This is a genomic window from Streptomyces cyaneochromogenes (assembly GCF_003963535.1).
In the GTDB taxonomy this organism is placed as follows: Bacteria; Actinomycetota; Actinomycetes; order Streptomycetales; family Streptomycetaceae; genus Streptomyces; species Streptomyces shaanxiensis.
Genome location: NZ_CP034539.1, coordinates 7,074,659 through 7,092,076 on the forward strand (window position 1 = coordinate 7,074,659; position 17,418 = coordinate 7,092,076).

The following is a 17,418-nucleotide window of genomic DNA, read 5'->3' on the forward strand; positions in this document are numbered from 1 at the left end:
CTGCGGTCGGGGCATCTCCTTGCTCTCGACGGGCTTTGCAGGGCGAGGGGAAGGGTTTTCCAACGCGGTGCCGTTGAAGGTTGTTGTCGGGCATCGGGCCGCGTGGCGTGGGCACCGCCGGCTGTGAGAGGGACGGGAATGGAACCGACCGAGAGCGCCGCCCCGGACTCACGGCTGCGCCGGATAGCCGGCGCATGGCGAGGGTGGGCGGCGCGGGCCGCGGAGCGTTCGCGCGCGGAAAGAGGCGTGGGGAGCGCCGCCGGGCCGCACACCGTGACGGACGGCGGCGCAGCAGCGCGGCTCGGCGCCGAGCGCACCGACGGGCTGCAGGACTCCGACCACGAACGGCACCTGTCCTGGCCCGCGCTGCCCGCGGCGATCGTCGCGGCCGCCGGGTTCGTCCTCGGCGCCGGGTTCTACCGGGCGTTCACCGGCAACCACGCCCTCTTCCCGTCCGGCACCGTGGGCTGGTCCCTGGCGGTGCTGACCGGCGTCATCGTCGGCCATCTGGTCGCGCTCGGCCGCGCCCGCTGGTGGGGCGGCACCGGCTCCGGCGCCGCCCTCACCCTCGCCGTGCTGATGCTGTACGGCTGGGTGCCCGCCGGCATGGTGAGCCTGACCGTCGTCGTCCTGGTCGGCATAGCCCGCCGGGGCCGCTGGCGCCAGGGCGTGCTGCACGGTGCGGTGGACATCCTCGGCATCGCCGCGGGCGCCCTGGTGCTGGCCGCCTTCGGCCGTGTGCCGACCGTCGAGAGCCCCTGGAACCCCGACACCTGGACGCTCTACACCGCCCCCGGCGTAGTGCTCGTCGCCGCCGCCTATCTGGCGGTCACCCGCGTCCTGCTCTGGTATCTGCACACCCCGCACGGCGGCCTGCCCACCGTCGCCCGCACCGCCCTGGTCCGACAGGGACTGGTCGCCGTCGCGCTGCTCGGCATCGCGCCGCTGGTGTGCGTGGTCGCCATCGCCAAGCCCCTGCTGCTGCCGCTGTTCTCCATCCCGCTCATCGCCCTCGACTCCACCTTGTGGATCGCGCGGGCCCGGGCGGAGGAACAGCTGCGCGATCCGCTGACCGGGCTGCCCAACCGGCAGTGGCTGCTGGAGCGCATCTGGACCGCGCTCGATGACGCCGAGCGCATCGGCGCCCGCTCCGCCCTGATGCTGATCGACCTCGACCGTTTCCGATCGGTCAACGACACCCTCGGTCATCTGGCCGGAGACCGGTTGCTGTTGCAGATAGCGGACCGGCTGCGCCTGGCCCTGCCGCGCGGAGCGGAGGCCGCGCGGCTCGGCGGCGACGAGTTCGCCGTCTTACTGCCGGTCGCCGACTCCACGACGTCCGCGACCCGGGTCGCCCGCGGCCTCGTCACCGCGCTCAGCTCCCCGCTCGACCTCGACGGGCTCACCCTGGTCCTGGAGGCCAGTGCCGGCGTCGCGGTCTTCCCCGACCACGCCCTCGACGCCGAAGGGCTGCTGCGGCGCGCGGACGTGGCGATGTACCAGGCGAAACGGGACCGTACGGGCGTAGAGGTCTACGAGTCCAAGCGGGACTCCAACACCCCGGACCGGCTGGGCCTGCTGGGGGATCTGCGCCGCGCGCTCGACGCGCAGGAGGTCGAGCTGCACTACCAGCCGAAGGTCCGCTTCGACGGGCAGGTCGCCGGGCTGGAGGCGCTGGTGCGCTGGGTGCATCCCGAACGCGGGAAGGTGCCGCCGGACGAGTTCATAGCGATCGCCGAGTCGTCGGGGCTGATGCCGCATCTGACGGAGTACGTGCTGGAGACGGCGCTCGGGCAGGTGGCGCAGTGGCGGTCGCAGGGCCTGTACGTGCCCGTGGCGGTCAACGTCTCCCCCCGTGACGTCCACACCCCCGGGTTCGCGGGCTCCGTCGCCGCGCGGCTCGCCCGGCACGGTGTTCCGGCGGGAGCGCTCCAACTGGAGATAACGGAACACGTCCTCCTGGAGGACCCGCAGCGGGCCGCCGACACGCTGGCCGGGCTGACCGGGCACGGCGTGAAGATGTCCCTGGACGACTTCGGCACGGGCTACTCCTCCCTCGTGCACCTCAGACGGCTGCCCGTCAGCGAGCTGAAGATCGACCGCTCGTTCGTGGCGCGGCTCGCGTTCGATGTCGAGGACGCGGAGATCGTGCGCTGCACGGTGGACCTGGCCCACTCGCTCGGCCTGCTCGTCGTCGCCGAGGGCGTCGAGGACGACGAGACCTGGGAACGGCTGCGGGACCTGGGCTGCGACGCCGTACAGGGGTGGCTGGTCGCGGCGGCGATGCCGGCGGAGGAGACGACGGCGTGGCTCAGGGCAAGGGGGTCGAGGGGCTGGCAGCGGCCGAGGGCGGCGCTCCCGGCAGCGGAGTGACTGTTCCGGTCCACGTGTGGTTTTTTCAGGGGCGCGGGGCTGTATCGATAGGCGGCTCCGCCGCGTGGGCGCGATCAGCCACGACGGCGCCGCAGTCGCCCAACAAGCCTCTGCGGCACCCCCTCCGCAATCCGTTTAACGGCCGGAGGCCCCCGCCCCATAGGATTGGCCCCAAACCACACACACTCACCCCAGAGGATCGCTGCATGCCTGGCATCACGCGCGAGGAGGTCGCCCACCTCGCCCGGCTGGCGCGTCTGGAGCTGAAGCCCGAAGAGCTCGAGCACTTCGCGGGACAGCTGGACGACATCATCGGCGCGGTCGCACGCGTCAGTGAGGTCGCCGACCAAGACGTGCCGCCGACCTCGCACCCGCTCCCGCTGACGAACGTCATGCGCGCGGACGAGGTCCGTCCGTCGCTCACCCCCGAGCAGGCGCTCTCCGGCGCCCCGGCCCAGGAGCAGCAGCGTTTCAAGGTGCCGCAGATCCTGGGGGAGGACTAACCGCCATGACGGACAACATCATCAAGCTCACGGCCGCCGAGACCGCCGCGAAGATCGCTTCCGGTGAACTCACGGCCGTGCAGGTCACCGAGGCCCACCTCGCCCGCATCGAGGCCGTCGACGAGAAGGTGCACGCCTTCCTGCACGTCGACCGCGAGGGCGCTCTCGCCCAGGCCCGTGCCGTCGACGAGAAGCGGGCCAAGGGGGAGAAGCTCGGTCCGCTGGCCGGTGTCCCCCTCGCGCTCAAGGACATCTTCACCACCGAGGGCATTCCGACGACCGTCGGTTCGAAGATCCTCGAGGGCTGGCTCCCGCCGTACGACGCGACCCTCACCAAGAAGCTGAAGGCCGCCGACGTCGTCATCCTCGGCAAGACCAACATGGACGAGTTCGCCATGGGGTCGTCGACGGAGAACAGCGCCTACGGGCCGACCGGCAACCCCTGGGACCTCACCAAGATCCCCGGCGGCTCCGGCGGTGGCTCGTCCGCCGCGCTCGCCTCCTTCCAGGCACCCCTCGCCATCGGCACCGACACCGGCGGCTCCATCCGCCAGCCGGCCGCCGTCACCGGCACGGTCGGCGTGAAGCCGACGTACGGCGCCGTCTCGCGGTACGGCATGGTCGCCTTCTCGTCCTCCCTCGACCAGGGCGGCCCCTGCGCCCGTACGGTCCTGGACGCGGCGCTCCTGCACGAGGTCATCGCCGGACACGACCCGCTCGACTCGACGTCGATCGACGCGCCCGTCCCGCCGGTCGTCGAGGCCGCCCGCAACGGCAGCGTCGAGGGCATGCGCGTCGGCGTCGTCAAGCAGTTCCGCGGCGAGGGCTACCAGGCCGGCGTCATCCAGCGCTTCGACGAGTCCGTGGCGCTGCTCAAGGACCTGGGCGCCGAGATCGTCGAGCTGGACTGCCCGTCCTTCGACCTCGCGCTGTCGGCGTACTACCTGATCGCGCCCTCCGAGTGTTCGTCCAACCTCGCCCGCTTCGACGGCCTGCGCTACGGCCTGCGGAGCGGCGACGACGGCACGAACTCCGCCGAGGCGGTCACGTCGATCACCCGTGAGGCGGGCTTCGGCCCCGAGGTCAAGCGCCGCATCATGCTCGGCACGTACGCCCTGTCGAGCGGGTACTACGACGCGTACTACGGCTCCGCGCAGAAGGTCCGTACGCTCATCACCCGCGACTTCGAGAAGGCCTTCGAGCAGGTCGACGTGATCGTCTCCCCGACGACGCCGACCACCGCCTTCGCGATCGGCGAGCGCGCCGACGACCCGATGGCGATGTACCTCGCCGACCTCTGCACCATCCCGACGAACCTCGCGGGCAACGCGGCCATGTCGCTGCCCTGCGGTCTGGCTCCGGAGGACAACCTCCCGGTCGGCCTGCAGATCATCGCCCCGGCGTTGAAGGACGACCGTCTGTACAAGGTCGGCGCCGCCGTCGAGGCCGCCTTCGTGGAAAGGTGGGGGCACCCGCTGCTCGAGGAGGCTCCGTCGCTGTGAGTAAGGCACTGTCCAAGGCCAAGGGCTTCAAGAAGTCCAAGTCCGGTCTGTACCTGTCCATGGCCACCACCGCGTTCGGTGCGGTCAACGTCGCCAAGCAGGCCAAGAAGGCCCGCCTGGAGAGCGACACGCTGCGGCTCGTCGACGCCGCGGTGTCCGCCGCCGCCATTGTCACCGGCCTCGCCATCCTCTACCGCGAGCTGAAGCGGCTGGGCGACGACGACGTCCTGCTGGGCTGAGAGGGAAGTTTCACCGTGACCACCACGACCGACCTGGTGTCGTACGAGGACGCACTCGCGTCGTACGACCCCGTCATGGGCCTCGAGGTCCATGTCGAACTCGGCACCAAGACCAAGATGTTCTGCGGCTGTTCGACCGAGCTCGGTCAGGACGCCAACACGCAGACCTGCCCCGTCTGCCTCGGCCTGCCCGGCGCGCTCCCGGTCGTCAACGCGACCGGCGTCGAGTCGGCGATCAAGATCGGTCTCGCGCTGAACTGCGAGATCGCCGAGTGGTGCCGCTTCGCCCGGAAGAACTACTTCTATCCGGACATGCCGAAGAACTTCCAGACCTCCCAGTACGACGAGCCGATCGCCTTCAACGGCTACCTCGACGTCCAGCTGGAGGACGGTGAGACCTTCCGCGTGGAGATCGAGCGCGCCCACATGGAGGAGGACACCGGCAAGTCGACGCACGTCGGCGGCGCGACGGGCCGTATCCACGGTGCCTCGCACTCGCTGCTCGACTACAACCGCGCCGGCATCCCGCTCATCGAGATCGTCACCAAGCCGGTCGAGGGCGCGGGCGTGCGTGCTCCCGAGGTGGCGAAGGCGTACGTCCGTGAGCTGCGCGAGCTCATCAAGGCGCTCGGCGTGTCGGAAGCCCGCATGGAGATGGGCCAGATGCGCTGCGACGTGAACCTGTCGCTGCGCCCGCACGGCACCGAGAAGTTCGGTACGCGCTCCGAGACGAAGAACGTGAACTCGCTGCGTTCCGTGGAGCGTGCGGCCCGCTTCGAGATCCAGCGGCACGCGGCCGTGCTGAGCAGCGGCGGGACGATCATTCAGGAGACCCGGCACTTCCACGAGGACACGGGGTCGACGACCTCGGGCCGCGTGAAGGAGGAGGCCGAGGACTACCGGTACTTCCCCGAGCCGGACCTGGTGCCGGTGGCCCCCTCGCGCGAGTGGGTCGAGGAGATCCGCGCCGCGCTCCCCGAGCTGCCGCTGGCCCGCCGTACCCGGCTCCTCGCGGAGTGGGGCATCTCGGCCACCGACATGCAGGCGATCCTCAACGCCGGTGCGCTGGAGCCGATCGTCGCCACGATCGACGCCGGTGCCGACGCGGCCTCTGCCCGCAAGTGGTGGATGGGCGAACTGGCGCGCAGCGCCAACGAGTCGGGCAAGTCGCTGGACGAGCTGTCCATCACCCCGGCGCAGGTCGCCCGGGTCACCGAGCTGGTCTCGAAGGGTGACCTGAACGACAAGCTGGCCCGCCAGGTCATCGAGGGCGTTCTCGCGGGCGAGGGCACCCCGGACGAGGTCGTCGACAAGCGCGGTCTGAAGGTCGTCTCCGACGAGGGCGCCCTCACCACCGCCGTCGAGGAGGCCATCGCCGGCAACCCGGGCATCGCGGACAAGATCCGCGGCGGCAAGGTGGCCGCGGCCGGCGCCCTGGTCGGCGCGGTCATGAAGGCGACCCGTGGTCAGGCCGACGCCGCGCGCGTCAAGGAGCTGATCCTGGAGAAGCTGGGCGTCAGCGAGGGCTGACACCTTGCGGTAGCGAACCCCGAGGGGGATGCGTCAACGGCGATGCATCCCCCTCGGCGCATTCTCGGACGCGACGGCCACAGGCTCAGATACGGCGTCCTACGAGCCGTACGAAGCCCAGTGCACGGCCCTCGTCCAGCCGCACCATCTCGCCGACCCGGCGGGCCATCGTGCGATGGAACTCCTCGGGGCTCTCCTCGGCGATCACGTCGCACCACAGCAGCCAGTCCCGCCAGCCGTCGTCCAGCCAGTCGGCCGCTTCGACCTCGACGGCGCCACTGCGTGTCCAGTGCCGTCGCCACCAGTCGGCGGAGTGGAAGCACCAGAAGTCCGGCTCCCACCACGGCTTGAGATGCTCCGGCGGCTCGATGCCGTCCGGTTCCTCCCGCAGCGCCGGTACGACGACGCCGATCCGCCCGCCCGGCTTCAACAGACGGGTGAGCGTGGGCAGATAGAGATCGTTCGTGCCGAAGTACTGGTACGCGTCGATGCTCACGATCGTGTCGAAGCCGCCCTCGGCGAACGGCAGGTCGTGCGCCTCGGCGTGTACGGGCAGCACACGGTCGGCGAAGCCGGCCTCGGCGATGCGCCGTGCGTTGTCGTCGGGCTTGATCCACAGGTCGGCGGCGGTGACCTGGGCGTCGTACTCCCTGGCCAGGAAGACGGAGGTCATGGCCCGGCCGCAGCCCAGGTCGAGGACGCGTGCGCAGGGCCGCAGGGCGTCCAGGCCGAGGGCGGGGGCCAGCCACTCCAGCAGCCAGAGCGCGTTGGGGCCCATCTGGTTCTCGACGACCCAGCGGGGGTCGTAGTTGTTGCTGCGCGGGTAGCGGGCGTGGGTCAGCCGCTCGGCGAGGTCCTCATTCGAGGTCCTCGGGGTGATGTCCGGCATCGGTGAAGGGGCTCCTTGAGTCCTGGAAGGCGGAGAGGGATACGGAGGAGCTCGGCCGGACGCTCAAACAATGCACCTGCCCAGGTCGGCGGCGATGTGCCGCGGGAACGGCTGACCTCCGGAAGCTAGCAGCCCGCCCTTCGGACCCGCATCCGGTTTCCCAGCGCGACGCGCTACGCTCGCCCGCCATGAGTGGACGCGGTGATTCCGAGATATCCGAGACGCGGGAGGAGCAGGAGGAGCGGTCCGAGACGCCGGAGGACGAGCGCGACGAAGACCTGGTGGACGCCGAGGATCCGGCGCAGGTGGCGCGGCGGGCCCGCTGGACGGCGGCCGGGACCGGGGTGCTCCTCGCCCTTGCGGGGCTTGCCGCCTCGGCCCTCCGTGCGACAGGTTCCGCCCCGGCCCTCGTGCCGGCCGCCTACGCCTTCGGTGCCGCCGTCTGCGCACTCGCCGCGTTCCTCGGCTCGCGGGGGCGCACCCGGCGGGCGCTGTGGCTGCTCGTCGCGGGAGTGATGGTGATGGCGATGGGCGACCAGTTCGACTGAGGTGAGAGGCGTCACGCGAGAACGACACAGTGACCGTTACTGTCCTGTGATCTGTCTCGCATTCCTGTGAATAAACCCACGAACGCGGCAAACGATCTCCGTCGCCTGCGAGAGTTTGCTTCACATCGCTCATGCGTTCTTTGCGGGCTGTTCACTTCATGAACGACTTATCCCGGTCAAAGATCCACAAATCGCCCCGGGAGCTCGTTCGTGGCAGCTCTTGCACGCTGGTGTGTCCAGCGCCGCCTCGTCGCCGTACTGCTCTGGCTGCTCGCCTTCGGCGGGGTGAGCGCGGCCGCCGCCGTCACGGGTACCGCGTACTCGAACGACTACCACGTCCCGGGCACCGAGTCCGGCCGCGCCACCCAGCTCCTCGAGGACGGCTTCCCCGGCCTCGGCGGCGACAGTGACACCGTTGTCTGGCACACCACGTCCGGCAGCGTCCGCGCCGCCGACGTCGAGCAGACCATGACCGCCACCCTGGACGAGATCGCGGAGCTGCCGGGTGTCGCGGCCGTCGCCAGCCCGTACGGCAAGCAGGGCGCCGCCCAGATCAGCGAGGACGGAGACACGGCGTACGCCACCGTCACCTTCGACGACAGCGCCGAGAACCTCGACGAGGGCGAGGCACGGGCCGTCGTGAACGCGGCCAAGGCCGCCGAGGCCGACGGGCTCCAGGTGGAGCTGGGCGGCAGCGCCGTCGGGCTCACCGAGGCGCCGGGCGGGCACATCGCCGAGATCGTCGGGGTGGCCGTGGCGGCTGTCGTGCTGTTCCTGGCCTTCGGCTCGCTCGCCGCCTCGCTGCTGCCCATCGCCACCGCGCTGGTGAGTGTCGGCACCGCGTACGCCGGGATCGCGCTGCTCGGGCACGCCATGACCGTCGCCGACTTCGCGCCCATGCTCGGCATGCTCGTCGGGCTCGGCGTCGGCATCGACTACGCGCTGTTCATCGTCACCCGGCACCGGCGCGGACTCAAACGCGGGCTCTCCGTCCCCGAGGCGATCACGAACGCCGTGGCGACCACCGGACGTGCGGTGGTGTTCGCGGGCGCGACCGTGTGCATAGCCCTGCTCGGGATGCTCATCCTGCGGCTGAGCTTCCTCAATGGCGTCGCGATAGCCGCGTCGCTCACCGTGGTTCTGACGGTCGCCGCCTCCGTGACCCTGCTGCCCGCCCTGCTGTCCTTCATCGGCATGCGCGCCCTCAGCCGCCGCGAGCGGCGCCGGCTGACCGAACACGGCCCCGAGCCCGAGCTGCCGGCCGGGTTCGCCGCCCGCTGGTCGGCCTTCGTGGAGCGCCACCCCAAGGCGCTCGGCACGATCGCCCTGGCCGTCATCACGGTCCTCGCCCTGCCCACCCTCGGCCTGCGCCTGGGCACCTCCGACCAGGGCAACAACCCGGAGACCTCCACCACCCGCCAGGCCTACGACCTCCTCGCCGACGGCTTCGGACCCGGCGTGAACGGCCCGCTCACCCTGGTCACCAACGTCGACGGCGGCGACGACAAGCTCGCCCTCGACAACCTCGACGCGACCCTGCGCGCCACCGAGGGCGTCGCGGCGGTGACCCCGGTGACGTACAACAGCGGCGGCGACACCGCGTACCTCACCGTCGTACCGGAGTCCTCCCCGCAGTCGCGGCAGACCAGCGACCTCGTCGACCGGCTGCGCTCCGAGGTCCTGCCCCGCGCCGAGACCGGCACCTCGCTCGATGTGCACGTCGGCGGCATGACGGCCGGCTACGACGACTTCGCCGACGTCATCGTCGGCAAGCTGCCGCTGTTCGTCGGGGTCGTCATCGGCCTGGGCTGTCTGCTGCTCCTGCTCGCCTTCCGGTCCGTCGGCATCCCCCTGAAGGCCGCCGCGATGAACGTCGCCGCCGTCGCGGCCGCCTTCGGGGTCGTCGTCGCGATCTTCCAGTGGGGCTGGGGGAGCGAGCTGCTGGGCCTCGGCCGCGCGGGCCCGATCGAGCCCTTCCTCCCGGTCATCATGGTGTCCGTGCTGTTCGGCCTCTCCATGGACTACCAGGTCTTCCTGGTCAGCCGGATGTACGAGGAGTGGCTGGAGACCGGCGACAACCGGCGGGCCGTCAGGATCGGCCTCGCCGAGACGGGCCGGGTGATCAACTCCGCCGCGGTCATCATGATCTCGGTCTTCCTCGCCTTCGTCCTCAGCGGCGACCGCGTGATCGCCATGTTCGGCATCGCCCTCGCCGCCGCGGTGGCCCTGGACGCCTTCGTGCTCCGCACCCTCCTCGTCCCCGCCCTGATGCACATGCTCGGCGGCGCCAACTGGTGGCTTCCCCGCTGGCTCGACAAGCGCCTGCCCCGCATCAGCATCGAGCCGCCCGAGTCCCGTGCCGCCCATGAGAGGCTGGCCGCCGCGACGGACGCCGAGGTGGCGGACGTGCTGGCGGAGGAGGAGCGACAGCGGGATGTACGCGATATCGCTGGGTGACGACGGAGCCGAACTGCGCCCCCTGGAGCCGTGGCACGCGGAGGAGTTCTTCGCGCACCTGGAGCGGGGGAGGGAGTTCATCAACCAGTACGTCCCGTTCGGCTCCAAGGCCGTCGACGTGGACTCCGCGCGCGAGACGCTCCAGCGGTACGCCGACATGCGCGCCGCCGACACCGGATCCCTGCACGGCCTGTGGCTGGAGGGAAAGCTGGTGGGCGGGGTGCTCTTCCTCAACTTCGACGCCGAGAACGCCAACTGCGAGGTCGGCTGCTGGCTGGAGCCCGCCGGCACCGGGCGCGGGCTCGTCACGCGCGCGATGCGCGTCCTCATCGACTTCGCGATCGAGGGGCGCGGCATCCACCGCGTCGAGTGGATCGCGGCCGCCGGGAACACGCCGAGCCTCAATGTCGCCCGGCGGCTCGGAATGACCCGCGAAGGAGTGCGCCGGGAGAGCTACCCCTATCGTGGGGTGCGGCACGACCTCGAGGTGTGGTCGATCCTGGCCCCCGACTGGCGTGAGGCACGCGCGCGTGCCGCTCACAAGGATCATTAAGAAAGCTCTCAGACAGCGTCCGTACGGTGCGAGGCATGGGAACGAAGACAGTGGACGAGACCGGGGCCGACACGGGCACCGAGGCGAAGACCGACGAGGAGAAGGTGGACGTCACCAAGACGACCGACGCCACTGCCTCCGACGAGGTCACGGAGAACGACGAGGCCGGGGCCGGGGACGAGGTGACCGCCGAGGCCACGGAAGAGGGCCCCTCCGGCGTGGGCCAGGGCGCGGGCGCGATCGTCTCCGCGGCGCTCGGCCTCGTCTCCCTGACCGGCGGCTGGATCGGTACGGTCGCCGCCGCCCGCGAGACCCTCGTCGGCCAGCTGGAGACCGCTTCGAACGCGAGCGTCGCCAAGCAGATCAAGGAGGTCTACGGCGACGCCTGGCAGACCTCCGCCCTGTGGGCCGGCCTCTTCGCGCTCGCCGCGCTGATCGTCGGCGTCGTCGTGCTCGCCCGTCCGGCGTTCGGCGCGCCCGGCAAGCCGCAGGCCCCGTGGATCAAGTCGGTCGCCTGGGGCGGCGTCATGCTCGGCGTCATCGGCCTGCTGCTGGCCGTGCTCAAGTACACCGACGCGTTGCTCGGCCTGCCCTCGGCAGGCTGACTCACCGCAGGCCCTGAGGGGCCTCAGGGCCGCCGTAAGCACTTCGGACGGCGCTCTGAGGCCCCTTACGCGTGTCTAAGGCCCCGCCCACCGCCGAAGATGCGGAACTCTCCCGATGTGGCGGACCCCCCTGGGAGACGAAGGTTGAGGCATCGCTGAAAGCGACGCCGAGATCCGATCCTCACCAGGAAAAGCCAGGGGGACCTGCCATGTACGAGTTTGAACTCCACCACCTCCGTGCCGCCGAACTGATCCGCCGGGCCGAGCAGGAGCGGCTGGCCCGCGAGGCCGCCCGCGTCCGCAGGGCGGCACGCCGCGAGGCGGCGGAACGCTCCGGTGAGGGGGTGAGAGAGAAGGAGGCGCATACCTCACGCCGTCGCAGGCACCAGCATCCGCATGCCGCGTGAAAACCGGGGAGACGAGAGTCGACGGTGGCTCCTGCGCGTCGGCCCGGGCACAGTCGGCCCGTCCGGGGTCTGAGGACGAGGCCCTGCCAGGGCCGAAGCGGGGGTCTGGGGGCGTCAGCCCCCAGCAGACGGCAGCACCGACGCCGAGCCCGGCGAAAACCGTTGCCCTGCTTCCCGCACCGCGTGCGATGCTCGCCCCCGTGGAGAGCCGGTCCGTCAGCCCCGTGTTCGTCGGTCGCGCAGCCGAGTTGGAGACGCTGCACGACGCCCTCGCCCATGCCTCCGGGGGAGAGCCCCAGGCGTTGGTGATCGGAGGAGAAGCCGGGGTCGGCAAGACCCGCCTCGTCGAGGAGTTCGCCGGCGCCGCCGCCCGCGAGGGCGCCGTCGTCGTGCTGGGCGGCTGTGTCGAGATCGGCGCCGACGGCCTGCCGTTCGCCCCGTTCTCCACCGCGCTGCGCGCCCTGCGCCGCGACCTGCCCGAGGAACTCGCCGCCGCGGCCGCCGGCCAGGAGGAGGAACTGGCCCGGCTGCTGCCCGAGTTGGGCGAGGCGCCGCCCTCCCGAGGAGCGGACCGGTCCGACGAGGAGGGCATGGCCCGCCTCTTCGAACTCACCGCCCGCCTCCTGGAGCGCGTCGCAGCCGACCGCACCGTCGTCGTCGCCCTGGAGGACCTGCACTGGGCCGACGCCTCCACCCGCCACCTCCTCTCCTACCTGTTCCGCACCCTGCGCACCGGCCGCCTCGTCGTCCTGGCCACCTACCGCTCCGACGACATCCACCGCCGCCACCCGCTGCGCCCCCTCCTCGCCGAACTCGACCGGCTGCGCACGGTCCGCCGTATCGAACTCGGCCGCTTCAACCGCGCCGAGGTCGGCCGCCAGATCGCCGGCATCCTCGCCACCGAACCCGACCCCGCCCAGGTCGACGAGATCTTCGAACGCTCCGACGGCAACGCCTTCTTCGTCGAGGAACTCGCCGTCGCCACCCATGAGGACTCCTGCTCCGGCCTCACCGACTCCCTGCGCGACCTGCTCCTGGTCCGCGTCGAGAGGCTGCCCGAGAGCGCCCAGCGGGTCGCCCGGATCGTCGCCGAGGGCGGCTCCACCGTCGAGTACCGGCTGCTCGCCGCCGTCGCCCGGCTCGCCGAGGACGACCTCATCGAGGCACTGCGGGCCGCCGTCAACGCCAACATCCTCATCGCCGCACCAGGCGGTGACGGCTACCGCTTCCGGCACTCCCTGGTCCGCGAGGCCGTCGGCGACGACCTGCTGCCCGGTGAGCGCTCCCGCCTCAACCGCCGCTACGCCGAAGCCCTGGAGGCCGACCCGACACTCGTCCCGGCCGACGAGCGGGTCATGCGGCTGGCGAGCTACTGGTACCACGCCCACGACCCGGCCAAGGCCCTGCCCGCCGTCCTGGACGCCTCCGTCACCGCCCGCCGCCGGCACGCCCACTCCGAGCAACTGCGGCTGCTGGAACGCGCGATGGAGCTGTGGGACTCCGCCCCCGAGGACGTACGGGCCACGCTGCGCCCCGTCGACTACACCGAGGTCTATCCGCCCTGCGGCTGCGACCCCGCCACCACACCCCTGCGCTACCTCGACCTGATGGCCGAGGCCGCCGTCGCCGGACGGCTCTGCGGAGAGCGCGAACGCGCCCTGAAGATCACCAAGCGGGCCCTGCACCTCCTGGAGGAGGAGGGCGATCCGCTGCGCGCCGCGTGGTTCTGGGTCCAGCGTTCCCGACTGGTCCAGGCCCAGGCCCGCGGCGACGGCTGGAAGGAACTGGCCACTGCGCAGCAACTGGTGCGCGGACTGCCGCCGTCCGAGGTGCACGCCGAGGTCCTTGCCGCCGCCGCCAACTGGTCGATGCTGCACGACCCCGGCCCCGACGCCATGACGGCCGCCGAGCGGGCCGTCGAGTACGCGCGCATGGTCGGCGCCGAGGACATCGAGTTCAACGCGCGCCTCACACTCGGCGGACTCATGGTCGACGCCGGCCAGATCGAGGCCGGCCTGGCCGAGATGTACGAGGTCAGGGACGAGGCGGTGGCGCGCGGCCTCACAGCCGTGGTCGGGCGCAGCCATGTGAACCTGCCGTCCGCCCTGGAAGGCATCGGCCGCTCCGAGGAAGCGGTGGCCCTGTTGCGCGAGGGCCTGCGACTGACCCAGAACATGGGCCTGCGCGACTCCGAGGCCTGGATCTGGGCCAACCTCGCCGAATCACTGTTCTCCCTGGGCCGTTGGGAGGAGGCCGCCGAGGCCGCGGTCAACGCCCAGCGCACCGGACAGTCGGCCAAGCCGCGCGGCGGCGGCTCCAACTGGCTCGCCCACCTTGCGCTCGCCCGCGGCGAGGTCGCCGAGGCCGCCCACCATCTCGCCGCCGCCCGCGCCTCCTACGGCACTCATGACCCCATGCCGCAGAACAACCTGCCGATGGCCTACGTCACCATCGGCACCGCCGCCGCCGAGGGCCGTGTCCTCGACGCGCGCGCCGAGGCCGACCGGGCCCTGAGCGCCGGCTTCCCGCCCGGCACCCAGCGCTACGCCTGGCCGCTGCTGCTGGCCGCCGCCCTCGCCGAGTCCGACGCCCGCGCCCCCGCACCGCCCGCCGCGCAGGAGGGCCGAGCCGCCTTCCTAAAACGGCTCTTCGAGGCCGTCCGCAAGCTCACCACGGGCGCACCTCTGTGGCTGGCCTACGACAAGTGGACCCGAGCCGAACTCGACCGCGCCGAGAGCCGGGCCACCCCCGACACCTGGTCGGACGTGGTCACCGCCTTCGAGGCCCTGGAACGCCCCCACGACCTGGCCCAGGTCCGCCACCGCCTCGCCGAGGCCCTGCTCGCGATCGGCGGCGACGACGAGCGCGCCCGCGCCACGGAACTGCTCCGCCTGGCCCGGGCCACCGCCACCCACCTGGGAGCCCGCCCCCTCGCCGACGCCACGGCCCACCTGGCCCAGCGAGCCCGCCTCTCCCTGACGGCAGCCCCGCCCCCGACCGACCCTGCCGACTCCCTCGGCCTCACCACCCGGGAACGGGACGTCCTGCGTCTGGTCTCGGCCGGCCGGACCAACCGCCAGATCGCCGAGGAACTCTTCATCTCCCCGAAGACGGCCAGCGTCCACGTGTCGAACATTCTGGGGAAGCTGGGCGTCTCCGGGAGGGGCGAAGCCGCCGCGATGGCGCATCGGCTGGGGTTGTTCTCGGCAGAAACGGTCACATCCGGAACGAGAAGCTGAGGTATACGCTGTAAGGGACGTAGGCCTAGGGAGGTTGCGTGTTCAACGCCTTCGAAGAACTCTTCGCCCCCGGCCGCAAGCACACCCGCGACGAGCAGAACCGTCTGGAACTGACCCGCGAGGACGTCGGGGACAACGACCCCGGCCGAGGGCCGATAGATCTCGCGTCCGGGAAGGTGGTCGTCCGCCGGCAGCCCGAGCCGTCGGCGGAGGGAGCGGAGGCGGACGGGGAGGAGTGAGGGGCTCTCAGCTCACCTGCACCTCCAGAATCCGGTCGTCGCCGTCCTTGGGGCTGCCCCGTCCGTCGGTGTTGCTCGTCGTCAGCCACAGCTTGTCGCCGCCCGCCGGGACGACCGTGCGCAGACGGCCGTACTCGCCCTCCAGGAACGCCTGCGGGTCCGCCGAGGCCTCCGTGCCGTTCAGCGGGACGCGCCACAGGCGCTGGCCCTTGAGACCGGCCATCCAGACGGAGCCCTCGGCGTAGGCGATGCCGCTGGGGGAGGCGTCGTCGGTGCCCCACTGGGCGAGTGGATTGTGGTACGCGGAGTCGTCCGACTTGCCCTCGACCTCCGGCCAGCCGTAGTTGCCGCCCGGCTTGATCGCGTTCAGCTCGTCCCAGGTGTCCTGGCCGAACTCGGCGGCGAACAGACGCTGTTGGGAGTCCCAGGCCAGGCCCTGCACATTGCGGTGGCCGTACGAGTACACGGCGGAGTCGGGGAAGGGATTGCCGGGGGCCGGTTCGCCTTCCGGAGTCAGGCGCAGGATCTTGCCGCCCGTGGAGTCCTTTTTCTGGGACAGCCCGGTGTCACCGCTCTCGCCCGTGCCCGCGTACAGCATCTTGTCCGGGCCGAAGGCGATGCGGCCGCCATTGTGGATATAGCCCTTGGGGATGCCCTTGAAGATCGTGTCGGGCGCGCCCAGTTGATCGCCGGACGGCCGCTGCTCGTCGTAGAGCATGCGCACGATGCGGTTGTCGGAGGCCGAGGTGAAGTACGCGTAGACCATGTGGTCCGAGGCGTAGTCCGGCGACAGCGCCAGGCCCATCAGGCCGCCCTCGCCCGCCGGTGACACCCCCGGTACCTCGCCCAGCTCGGTCTTCTTGCCCGTCTCACCGTCGACCCGGGTGATCGTGGCGTCGTCGCGGGAGGAGACGAGCAGGTCGCCGTCGGGGAGCGGGGCCAGGCCCCAGGGGGTGTCCAGGCCCTCGGCGACGGTGCGCACCACCTTGACCGAGCCCTGCGCCGGCGGGGTCTCGGCAGCCTTCCGGGTGGGTGACGATCCCGGGTCCGCATTGCTGGATGTCCCGCTCTTGCCCCCGCCCGGTGATCCCCCGTCGTCGGAGGAGCAGCCGGCCGTCAGCAGGAGTGCGGCCGCGGCCATCACGGCCGTCACAGCTCGACGTTGCACGATCAAGGTCCCTTCGACGCGGCGGGTTCTACTTTTCTTACACCGCTCGCGCCTCAGAGGTTCCCGATCCATGAACCTTGAATCAGCGCCGCCCGGCTCCGGCCGGTTTCCGCCCCGGAGCCCCGGAATCCTCGCGGCGTCAGTCCCAGGATCCCCGCGCCCCCGGCAGCTCCGCCACCTCGGCCAGGTCCTCCGCGGTCAGCCGCAACCCCTGCGCCCCCGCGTTCTCCGTCACCCAGCGCTCCTGCTTGGCCCCGGGCACGGCGACCACGTGCCGCCCCTGCGCCAGCACCCACGCCAGCGCCACCTGCGCGGGCGTGACCCCGTCCCCGTGGCGGGCCGCGATCCGGCGCAGGACGACGACTATCGGCTGGTTCGCCGCCATCATCTCCGCGGTGAAGCGCGGGTGCCGGGCGCGGACGTCGTCCGGTTCGAAGCCCTGGCCGGGCGTCAGGGTGCCGGTCAGGAAGCCGTTGCCCAGGGGCATGGCCGACAGGAAGCCGACGCCGCGCGCCTCGCACCACGGCAGCAGCGTCTCCAGCGCCTCCGGTGACCACACCGACAGCTCCGCCTGCACGGCGCTCACCGGGAAGACCTGCTGCACCCGCTGCAACTGCCTGATCGTCCCGTCGTGCAGGCGCGTCCCGGAGCGACGGCCACCGCGCGCACCCACCGCGCACAGCCCCAACGCCCGTACCTTTCCGGCCTGGACGAGCTCCGCCATCGCGCCCCACGTCTCCTCGACGGGGACTTCGGGGTCCGCGCGATGCAGTTGGTAGAGGTCGATGACGTCCGTCTGCAGGCGGCGCAGAGAGGCGTCGCAGGCCCGTTTCACATAGCCGGGGCGGCCGTTGGCCACGATGTGCTGCTCGCCGACCAGCAGACCGACCTTCGTCGAGACGAACGCGTCCTGGCGGCGCTCCTTCAACACCCGTCCCACCAGCAGCTCGTTGGTGAACGGGCCGTACATGTCGGCCGTGTCCAGCAGCGTCGAGCCCAGATCGAGCGCCCGGTGCACCGCCCTGACCGACTCCTCGCCCCGCTGCCGCGACGAGCTGTAGGCCCAGCTCATCGGCATGCACCCGAGCCCGACGGCTCCCACCGCGAGTGCCGCCGCGCCGATCGTCCTGCGCTCCACCTGGCCGTAACCCTCCCTCTTCCGGCAC

The 17,418-nt window shown here is 71.4% G+C and carries 15 protein-coding genes; 12 read left to right on the forward strand and 3 right to left on the reverse strand.

Going from position 1 to position 17,418, the window contains the following annotated elements:
- The first annotated feature begins 138 nt into the window (after positions 1-138).
- The 5 genes from EJ357_RS32365 (at position 139) to gatB (ending at position 6,147) form a co-directional block, all read left to right on the forward strand.
- Positions 139-2,373, forward strand: a complete 2,235-nt coding sequence (locus EJ357_RS32365) for a putative bifunctional diguanylate cyclase/phosphodiesterase (protein ID WP_126395255.1) — start codon at positions 139-141, stop codon at positions 2,371-2,373.
- 206 nt (positions 2,374-2,579) lie between these two features.
- Positions 2,580-2,876 carry an Asp-tRNA(Asn)/Glu-tRNA(Gln) amidotransferase subunit GatC gene (gene gatC, locus EJ357_RS32370; protein ID WP_007384860.1) on the forward strand — a complete coding sequence of 99 codons (297 nt, stop codon included), beginning with the start codon at positions 2,580-2,582 and terminating at the stop codon, positions 2,874-2,876.
- A 5-nt stretch (positions 2,877-2,881) separates the two neighbouring features.
- The gene (gene gatA / locus EJ357_RS32375; protein ID WP_126395257.1) at positions 2,882-4,378 is read left to right on the forward strand and encodes an Asp-tRNA(Asn)/Glu-tRNA(Gln) amidotransferase subunit GatA; all 1,497 of its coding nucleotides are present in this window, start codon (positions 2,882-2,884) and stop codon (positions 4,376-4,378) included.
- On the forward strand, positions 4,375-4,617 hold the full coding sequence (locus tag EJ357_RS32380; RefSeq protein ID WP_126395259.1) for a hypothetical protein: 243 nt from the start codon (positions 4,375-4,377) through the stop codon (positions 4,615-4,617). The genes gatA and EJ357_RS32380 overlap by 4 nt, the downstream gene beginning before the upstream one ends.
- Positions 4,618-4,632: 15 nt before the next feature.
- A complete protein-coding gene (gene gatB, locus EJ357_RS32385; RefSeq protein WP_126395261.1) occupies positions 4,633-6,147 on the forward strand; it encodes an Asp-tRNA(Asn)/Glu-tRNA(Gln) amidotransferase subunit GatB in 1,515 nt (504 codons plus the stop codon).
- An 85-nt stretch (positions 6,148-6,232) separates the two neighbouring features.
- Here the strand turns inward: gatB and EJ357_RS32390 are convergent, their stop codons facing one another.
- Positions 6,233-7,036: an SAM-dependent methyltransferase gene (locus tag EJ357_RS32390; protein ID WP_126395263.1), complete on the reverse strand. Its 804-nt coding sequence runs from the start codon at positions 7,034-7,036 to the stop codon at positions 6,233-6,235.
- A 188-nt stretch (positions 7,037-7,224) separates the two neighbouring features.
- Here EJ357_RS32390 and EJ357_RS32395 point away from each other — a divergent pair, with 188 nt between their 5' ends.
- From EJ357_RS32395 to EJ357_RS32425, 7 genes are all read left to right on the forward strand, one after another.
- Positions 7,225-7,584, forward strand: coding sequence for a hypothetical protein (locus tag EJ357_RS32395; RefSeq protein WP_126395264.1), 360 nt, complete (start codon positions 7,225-7,227; stop codon positions 7,582-7,584).
- 210 nt (positions 7,585-7,794) lie between these two features.
- Positions 7,795-10,041: an MMPL family transporter gene (locus tag EJ357_RS32400; protein WP_126395265.1), complete on the forward strand. Its 2,247-nt coding sequence runs from the start codon at positions 7,795-7,797 to the stop codon at positions 10,039-10,041.
- The gene (locus EJ357_RS32405; protein WP_126395266.1) at positions 10,019-10,594 is read left to right on the forward strand and encodes a GNAT family N-acetyltransferase; all 576 of its coding nucleotides are present in this window, start codon (positions 10,019-10,021) and stop codon (positions 10,592-10,594) included. The genes EJ357_RS32400 and EJ357_RS32405 overlap by 23 nt, the downstream gene beginning before the upstream one ends.
- Before the next feature lie 35 nt (positions 10,595-10,629).
- Positions 10,630-11,199 (forward strand): hypothetical protein, encoded by a 570-nt coding sequence (locus EJ357_RS32410; RefSeq protein ID WP_126395267.1) that lies wholly within the window; start codon positions 10,630-10,632, stop codon positions 11,197-11,199.
- 209 nt (positions 11,200-11,408) lie between these two features.
- Positions 11,409-11,606: a hypothetical protein gene (locus EJ357_RS32415; RefSeq protein ID WP_126395268.1), complete on the forward strand. Its 198-nt coding sequence runs from the start codon at positions 11,409-11,411 to the stop codon at positions 11,604-11,606.
- 188 nt (positions 11,607-11,794) lie between these two features.
- Positions 11,795-14,845, forward strand: coding sequence for a helix-turn-helix transcriptional regulator (locus tag EJ357_RS32420; protein ID WP_126395269.1), 3,051 nt, complete (start codon positions 11,795-11,797; stop codon positions 14,843-14,845).
- Positions 14,846-14,883: 38 nt separating this feature from the next.
- Positions 14,884-15,084 (forward strand): DUF6191 domain-containing protein, encoded by a 201-nt coding sequence (locus tag EJ357_RS32425; RefSeq protein WP_126395270.1) that lies wholly within the window; start codon positions 14,884-14,886, stop codon positions 15,082-15,084.
- A gap of 7 nt (positions 15,085-15,091) precedes the next feature.
- On the opposite strand, the gene EJ357_RS32430 is transcribed toward EJ357_RS32425, so the two are convergent.
- Positions 15,092-16,225, reverse strand: coding sequence for a PQQ-dependent sugar dehydrogenase (locus EJ357_RS32430; protein WP_228473216.1), 1,134 nt, complete (start codon positions 16,223-16,225; stop codon positions 15,092-15,094).
- Positions 16,226-16,391: 166 nt separating this feature from the next.
- Positions 16,392-17,390 (reverse strand): aldo/keto reductase, encoded by a 999-nt coding sequence (locus tag EJ357_RS32435; protein WP_126395272.1) that lies wholly within the window; start codon positions 17,388-17,390, stop codon positions 16,392-16,394.
- Positions 17,391-17,418 lie beyond the last annotated feature (28 nt).

Bases quoted from the DNA above. Each gene is read 5' to 3' on its own strand.
- EJ357_RS32365 (WP_126395255.1), top strand. From the start codon at position 139: ATGGAACCGACCGAGAGCGCCGCCCCGGACTCACGGCTGCGCCGGATA.
- gatC (WP_007384860.1), top strand. From the start codon at position 2,580: ATGCCTGGCATCACGCGCGAGGAGGTCGCCCACCTCGCCCGGCTGGCG.
- gatA (WP_126395257.1), top strand. From the start codon at position 2,882: ATGACGGACAACATCATCAAGCTCACGGCCGCCGAGACCGCCGCGAAG.
- EJ357_RS32390 (WP_126395263.1), bottom strand. From the start codon at position 7,036: ATGCCGGACATCACCCCGAGGACCTCGAATGAGGACCTCGCCGAGCGG.
- EJ357_RS32395 (WP_126395264.1), top strand. From the start codon at position 7,225: ATGAGTGGACGCGGTGATTCCGAGATATCCGAGACGCGGGAGGAGCAG.
- EJ357_RS32405 (WP_126395266.1), top strand. From the start codon at position 10,019: ATGTACGCGATATCGCTGGGTGACGACGGAGCCGAACTGCGCCCCCTG.
- EJ357_RS32410 (WP_126395267.1), top strand. From the start codon at position 10,630: ATGGGAACGAAGACAGTGGACGAGACCGGGGCCGACACGGGCACCGAG.
- EJ357_RS32415 (WP_126395268.1), top strand. From the start codon at position 11,409: ATGTACGAGTTTGAACTCCACCACCTCCGTGCCGCCGAACTGATCCGC.
- EJ357_RS32420 (WP_126395269.1), top strand. From the start codon at position 11,795: ATGCTCGCCCCCGTGGAGAGCCGGTCCGTCAGCCCCGTGTTCGTCGGT.
- EJ357_RS32430 (WP_228473216.1), bottom strand. From the start codon at position 16,225: ATGGCCGCGGCCGCACTCCTGCTGACGGCCGGCTGCTCCTCCGACGAC.